This is a genomic window from Streptomyces sp. LS1784 (assembly GCF_020103755.1).
GTDB lineage: Bacteria > Actinomycetota > Actinomycetes > Streptomycetales > Streptomycetaceae > Kitasatospora.
Genome location: NZ_JAHSQD010000520.1, coordinates 1 through 5,966, shown reverse-complemented (window position 1 = coordinate 5,966; position 5,966 = coordinate 1). Strand labels below are relative to the sequence as shown.

Annotated in this window: 7 protein-coding genes and 1 pseudogene; 7 read left to right on the top strand and 1 reads right to left on the bottom strand. The window is 73.7% G+C overall.

All coding sequences use genetic code 11. The annotated features are described in order from the left end of the window. From KS423_RS36530 to KS423_RS36515, 4 genes and pseudogenes are all read left to right on the top strand, one after another. Positions 1 to 254: pseudogene (locus tag KS423_RS36530) on the top strand (lysine transporter LysE); the annotation flags it as partial. Between the two features lie 368 nt (positions 255 to 622). Next, positions 623 to 1,345, top strand: coding sequence for a TetR/AcrR family transcriptional regulator (locus KS423_RS36525; protein ID WP_224284043.1), 723 nt, complete (start codon positions 623 to 625; stop codon positions 1,343 to 1,345). A 100-nt stretch (positions 1,346 to 1,445) separates the two neighbouring features. Further along, positions 1,446 to 1,775, top strand: coding sequence for a hypothetical protein (locus KS423_RS36520; RefSeq protein ID WP_224284042.1), 330 nt, complete (start codon positions 1,446 to 1,448; stop codon positions 1,773 to 1,775). A 15-nt stretch (positions 1,776 to 1,790) separates the two neighbouring features. Continuing rightward, on the top strand, positions 1,791 to 2,864 hold the full coding sequence (locus KS423_RS36515; RefSeq protein ID WP_224284041.1) for a M14 family metallopeptidase: 1,074 nt from the start codon (positions 1,791 to 1,793) through the stop codon (positions 2,862 to 2,864). 321 nt (positions 2,865 to 3,185) lie between these two features. Here KS423_RS36515 and KS423_RS36510 read toward each other — a convergent pair whose 3' ends face one another. Beyond that, positions 3,186 to 3,812: a TetR/AcrR family transcriptional regulator gene (locus KS423_RS36510; RefSeq protein WP_224284040.1), complete on the bottom strand. Its 627-nt coding sequence runs from the start codon at positions 3,810 to 3,812 to the stop codon at positions 3,186 to 3,188. A gap of 172 nt (positions 3,813 to 3,984) precedes the next feature. Between KS423_RS36510 and KS423_RS36505 the strand changes: the two genes are divergently transcribed. From KS423_RS36505 to KS423_RS36495, 3 genes are all read left to right on the top strand, one after another. Then, positions 3,985 to 4,743, top strand: coding sequence for an SDR family oxidoreductase (locus tag KS423_RS36505; RefSeq protein WP_224284044.1), 759 nt, complete (start codon positions 3,985 to 3,987; stop codon positions 4,741 to 4,743). Continuing rightward, positions 4,740 to 5,528: an SDR family oxidoreductase gene (locus KS423_RS36500; RefSeq protein ID WP_224284039.1), complete on the top strand. Its 789-nt coding sequence runs from the start codon at positions 4,740 to 4,742 to the stop codon at positions 5,526 to 5,528. The genes KS423_RS36505 and KS423_RS36500 overlap by 4 nt, the downstream gene beginning before the upstream one ends. After that, positions 5,525 to 5,966, top strand: a 442-nt coding sequence (locus tag KS423_RS36495; RefSeq protein ID WP_224284038.1) for an alcohol dehydrogenase catalytic domain-containing protein, incomplete at its 3' end; no start/stop codon positions are given. The genes KS423_RS36500 and KS423_RS36495, both read left to right, overlap by 4 nt.

The window sequence follows — 5,966 nt, the reverse complement described above, 5'->3', positions numbered from 1 at the left end:
TCAGCGCGCTGCGCAGCCGTCCCGGCACCGCCGCCGGACCGCAGGCCGCGCCGCCCACCCCCGCCCGGGCCTTCCTGCCCCTGCTGGGCATCACCCTGCTGAACCCGCTCACTGTCCTCTACTTCGCCGCCCTGGTGCTCGGCGGCGGCAGCCAGGACGGCGTCCCGGCCCGGGCGGCCTTCACCGTCGGCGCCTTCACTGCATCCGCCTGCCGGCAGCTGCTGCCGGCCTCCGGCGGCGCGCTGCTCGGCTGACCACCGGCCGGCCGCTCGACGGTCCACGCCACACCCCCGGCCCACCAGCCCACCGCCCCCGGGCACGTCCGGCTACGCAGCGCAACCGGCCCCGCCGCCCCCGTCGCCGTACCCACCGTCTCCGCGCGGCTCCTCCGACGGTCGGCTGACCAGCGGGATCGGCGAACCCGTCACCAAGAGCCGCTCACCCGTTTACGTCCGATTCATACCTTGTATCCTGGTTCTGTATCCGTTGAGTGACATCCGCCGAAGACCCAGCCCGAAGACCCAGCCCGACAGCGGGCCCTGCACCGCAGCCGCCCTGCCGAGCGGCCCGACCGGCTCGGGCGCGGCCGACGACGCTGCCACGGACCCGGAGGAGTGCGGACATGGCCGAGCAGGACGCCCCCGAGAAGCGGGGCCGGCTGAGCCGCCCGCTGGTGCTGGGCACCGCCGTGGCCCTGGTCGACCGCGAGGGCCTGGCCGCGCTGACCATGCGCAGGCTGGCGGCCGAGCTCGGCGTGGAGTCGATGGCCCTGTACCGCTACACGCCGGGCAAGGAGGCCCTGCTCGACGGCCTGGTCGAGGCCTACTTCGACGAGATCAACGCCCGGCTGCGGGCCGGCGCCGGCCGCGGCCCCCAAGAGGGCGGCTGGCGTGCCGAACTGCGCCGGATCTCCCGGGCGTTCGCCGCCACCGCGCACGCCCACCCCGAGATCCTGCCGCTGATCGCGACCCGCCCGCTGTCCGTTCCGGTGGCCCGCCGCCCCGCCTCGGTGCTGGAACTCACCGAGCACATCCTGGCCGTGCTCGGCCAGGCCGGCTTCGACGACGCGGGCGCGCTGACCGTCTACCGCACCTTCGTCGCCTGGAACCTCGGCTGCCTGCTGGTGGACAAGCGCCAGGTGGTCGACAACCCGAACGAGCCGGATCCGGTCCTGCGGCTCGGCCTGCACCGGCTGCCCGCCAGCGAGTACCCCCGGCTGCGCGCCCTGGTGCCCCGGTTCGCCGACTTCGACGACGAGGCCGAGCTGCTGAGCGGCCTGGACAGCCTGCTCGACCGGATGCCCGAGCCGCCCCTTGACGGCTTCTACGGCAGCGACGCATCCTGAGGATACGAGGTACACGTCGGACGTATCCCCCCTGATCGGCGCCGCCGGGCCACCCGGCACCATCGCGGCAGCCCGCTGACGGCGCCCGGAAGAAGTCCCCATGTCCTCCACCTCGAACGCGTCACCCCACGACGACATCCTGCGCCTCCGCGTCACCGCCAAGGACCCGGAGACCCTGCGCGCGCTGCTGCGCGACACCCACCCCGACGTCGGCGGACGCCCGCACGTCGAGGAGGACGGCCGCATCGGCATCGACGTCTACGCCCCGGCCGACCAGGTCCCAACCCTCGAACGCGAGGGCATCACGGTCACCCGGATCGGCAACGCCAGCGAGGCCGGGCGCGCCGCCCAGGCCGAGGTCGGCGTCGGCGACCGCTTCGCCCCCGCCGACGCCGTCCCGCGCGGCCTGGCCACCAAGCTCTCCGGCTGACCCGGGAGGCCCGCCATGCCGTACCTGAACGTCACCGAGGTCGAGTCCGCCGTGACCAGCCTGGCCACCGCCTACCCCGACATCACCCAACTCGTCACGCTGCCCGAGGCCTCGCACGAGGGCCGCACCGCCCACGCCCTGTTGATCAGCGAACCCACGGCGGCCCCCAAGCCGTGCGTCATGATGATCGGTGGCGTCCACGCCCGCGAGTGGGGCAGCTGCGAGATCCTCATCCACCTCGCCGCCGACCTGCTGGAATCCCACCGGGACGGCACCGGCCTCGGCTACGGCGGCACCGCCTTCACCGCCGCCCAGGTCGGCAGCCTGCTCCACCGGCTCGACCTGGTGCTCTACCCGCTGGTCAACCCCGACGGCCGGAACTACAGCCAGACCGTCAAGCCGATGTGGCGCAAGAACCGCAACCCGGCCAACGCCGGCGGCAGCCCGAACCCGGACTGCGTCGGCGTCGACATCAACCGCAACTACGATTTCCTCTTCGACTTCGTCACCGCCTTCGACCCGAAGGCCAACCCCCAGGTGTCGAACGACCCGTGCGACCCGCAGGTGTACGCCGGCCCGAGCGCGTTCTCCGAACCGGAGACCCGCAACGTCCGGTGGCTGCTGGAGCAGCTCCCGCTGACCCAGTGGTTCGTCGACGTGCACAGCTACTCGCAGGACGTGCTCTACAACTGGGGCGACGACGAGAACCAGTCGATCGACCCCGACATGAACTTCCGCAACTCCGAGTACGACGGCAAGCGCGGCCTGCCCGGCGACCTCACCTACTCCGAGTACATCCCCAAGGGCGACCAGGACGCCGCCGTGCTGCTCGCCGAGGCGTTCTGCCAGGGCGTCAACGGCGTACGCGGCCTGACGTACAAACCGATGAGCGGCTTCCATCTGTACCCGACCAGCGGGACCAGTGACGACTACGTCTACTCCCGCAGCTTCGCCGACCCCGACCAGGGCAAGGTGCTCGGCTTCACCGTCGAGTGGGGCGCCGAATTCCACCCGCGGTGGGCGGAGATGGAACAGATCATCCGTGATGTGGACGCCGGGCTGGTGCAGTTCTGCCTGGCCGCCGCCTGAACAACCCCTGAGCCGCAGTGCCCGACAGCAGGGCGCCCGCCACGATCGGTCGCGGCGGGCGCCCCGTCATGCCGGGTCAGGCGGCCCGGTGGAAGAAGAACGGTTACTTCGATCCGCAGTGCGGGAGCTGCGGTGGGAATGCGCCGGGGAGGGCTCGCGGTGTCACCCTGCGTGCCGACCCCTGCGCTACGCGCTTACGAGGCACACGTACGAGGCACACGTACGTCGTATACGAGTCTGCCCGCACCCCGCGAGCTGGTCAAGGGCGGACCGGGACGCTCCGTTGCCCGCCCGGCGGAGCCCGCCGGACGAGCCCCGGGCTCAGACCCGGGCGCCAAGCATCCGCAGCACCAACTCGCCGTAACGGCGCCCGAGTTCCTCCGGCGCCTCGGTGGAGTTCGCCGTGTACCAGCGGGAGACGTCGATGCCCAGCGAGGTGACCGCGCGGGCCGCCGTCCGCACCTCCGTCACGTGGAAGTCCCCCACCGCCGCGCCCGCCTCGATCAGCGCGCTGACCTCGCGCTCGATGTCCAGCCGCAGCGCCGCGACCACCGCGTAGGCGTCCTCGGGCAGCGCGTGCAGTTCGTAGTTGACCACCCGGCCGACCGTCCTGGCCCGGGCGTGCCAGGCGGTGAACTGCTCGACCAGCCGGCGCATCCGCTCGGCCGGGCCGCCCGGGCCGGCCACCGCGTCCCGGACCAGGGTCAGCGTGGCGGCGTGACCGGCCTGGCTGATCTCGGCCAGCAGCGCGGCCTTCGACTGGTAGTGGATGTACAGCGCGGCCGGGCTCATCCCCGCCGCGGTGGCGATGTCCCGGGTCGTGGTGGCGTGGAAGCCGCGCTCCGCGAACGACTCGACGGCGGCCTGGAGCAGCCGGTACGCCGCTTCGGGGCGGACGTCGGCACCGGGCAGGGTCGGCCAGAGGTCGGCGAGCGGGGTGCTGGTCATGGCGCCATCCTCCCAGAGAACTCGTACAGGCATTCCCGCCGACCACCCCGCGGGCCGAGCGGGCGTTCGGCAGGCTGTTGACAGGCTCCCGCACCGACAGCATGCTGAGCAAGCGCTTAGTCAGCGACAGTCCTCAGGACTCGGCATCCCCGTGGGAAAGGCAGGACGCTCCGTGGTGCACTCCTTCAAGGGCCGGGTGGCCGTCGTCACCGGATCGAGCCGGGGCATCGGCCTCGGCATCGCGCGCGAGCTGGTCGACCGCGGGGCCAAGGTCTGCCTCACCGCCCGCAACCCGGAGCCGTTGGCCGAGGCCGTCCGCGACCTGGGCGGTCCGGACAACGCGATCGCCGTCGCGGGCAAGGCCGACGACCCGGCGCACCAGGAGGAGGCCGTCGCCCGCACCCTGGAAGCCTTCGGCCGGCTCGACCACCTGGTCAACAACACCGGCATCAACCCCGTCTACGGGCCGGTCCTCGACACCGACGAGGCCGCCGCCGCCAAGATCCTCGCCGTCAACGTGCTGGCCCCTCTGGCCTGGACCCGCCGCGCGCACGCCGCCTGGATGGGCGAGCACGGCGGCTCGATCGTCAACGTCGCCTCCATCACCGGCATCCGTGCCTCGCTCGGGATCGGCATGTACGGCGTCAGCAAGGCCGCGCTGATCCGGCTCACCACCGAACTCGCCGCCGAGCTCGGCCCCCAGGGTGTCCGGGTCAACGCCGTCGCCCCCGCCCTGGTGAAGACCAGGTTCGCCGAGGCGCTGTACGAGGGCCGCGAGGAGAAGGTCGCCAAGGCCTACCCGCTCGGCCGCCTCGGCGTCCCCGAGGACGTCGCCGGCGCCGTCGCCTTCCTGCTCTCCCCGGACGCCGGCTGGATCACCGGCCAGACCCTCGTCGTGGACGGCGGGGTCACCCTCGGCGGTGGCATGTGACCACCGGGGCGTTCGACGGCCGGGGCGTGGTGGTGACCGGCGGCGGCCGGGGCATCGGGGCCGCACTGGCCCGGGCCTTCGCGGCGGCCGGCGCCCGGGTGGTGGTCAACGACCTGGACACCGGGGCGGCCCACGCCGTGGCGAAGGAGTGCGGGGGCACCGCGCTGCCCGGGGACGCCGCCTCCGCCGAGGGGCTGGCCGGCCTGGTCGGGCGGGCCCACGGCGAACTCGGCGAGATCGACGTGTGGTGCGCCAACGCGGGCGTCGCCCCGGTGGGCGGGGCGGACGCGCCCGCCGCGGCCTGGACGAGCGCCTGGGAGGTCAACGTCATGGCCCACGTCCGGGCTGCCGAGCTGCTGCTCCCCCGCTGGCTGGAACGCGGCGAGGGCCGCTTCCTGGCCACCGTCTCCGCCGCCGGGCTGCTCACCATGCTCGGCTCCGCCCCTTACGCCGTCAGCAAGCACGGCGCGCTGGCCTTCGCCGAGTGGCTCTCCGCGACCTACCGCCACCGGGGCGTCCGGGTGCACGCGCTCTGCCCGCAGGGTGTGCGCACCGACATGCTCGCCTCCACCGGCGCGGTCGGCGAGGCGCTGCTGGCCCCGACCGCGCTCGACCCGGCGGAGGTCGCCGAGGCGGCGCTGGACGGCATGCGCGCGGAGCGCTTCCTCCTCCTGCCGCACCCCGAGGTCGCCGACTACTACCGGGTCCGGGCCACCGACCCGGACCGCTGGATCGCCGGCATGAACCGGCTCCAGCAGGGACTGGAGAGGAGCGAGCTGCTGTGAGGGCCTGGCAGGTGCGCGAACTCGGGGAGCCGGCCGAGGTGATGCGACTGGCCGAGGACGTCGCGCGGCCGGTGCCCGGACCGGGGCAGCTGCTGGTCCGGGTGCGGGCGGCGGCCGTCAACTTCCCGGACGCGCTGATGGTGCGCGGGCAGTACCAGGTCCGCCCGCCGCTGCCGTTCACGCCCGGCGTGGAGCTGTGCGGCGAGGTGGTGGACGGCGCCCGGCGGGGCGAGCGGCTGATCGGCAACCCGGTGCTGCCGCACGGCGCCTTCGCCGAGTACGCCCTGCTGGACGCCGCCGCCGCGTTCCCGGCGCCCGAGGCACTGGACGACGCCGAGGCCGCCGCCCTGCACATCGGCTACCAGACCGCCTGGTTCGCGCTGCACCGCCGGGCCCGGCTGCGGGCCGGCGAGACCCTGCTGGTGCACGCGGCGGCCG

What these genes read in the sequence shown, in the direction of transcription:
- KS423_RS36525 (WP_224284043.1), top strand. Translation starts at nt 623, where the DNA reads ATGGCCGAGCAGGACGCCCCCGAGAAGCGGGGCCGGCTGAGCCGCCCG.
- KS423_RS36520 (WP_224284042.1), top strand. Translation starts at nt 1,446, where the DNA reads ATGTCCTCCACCTCGAACGCGTCACCCCACGACGACATCCTGCGCCTC.
- KS423_RS36510 (WP_224284040.1), bottom strand. Translation starts at nt 3,812, where the DNA reads ATGACCAGCACCCCGCTCGCCGACCTCTGGCCGACCCTGCCCGGTGCC.
- KS423_RS36515 (WP_224284041.1), top strand. Translation starts at nt 1,791, where the DNA reads ATGCCGTACCTGAACGTCACCGAGGTCGAGTCCGCCGTGACCAGCCTG.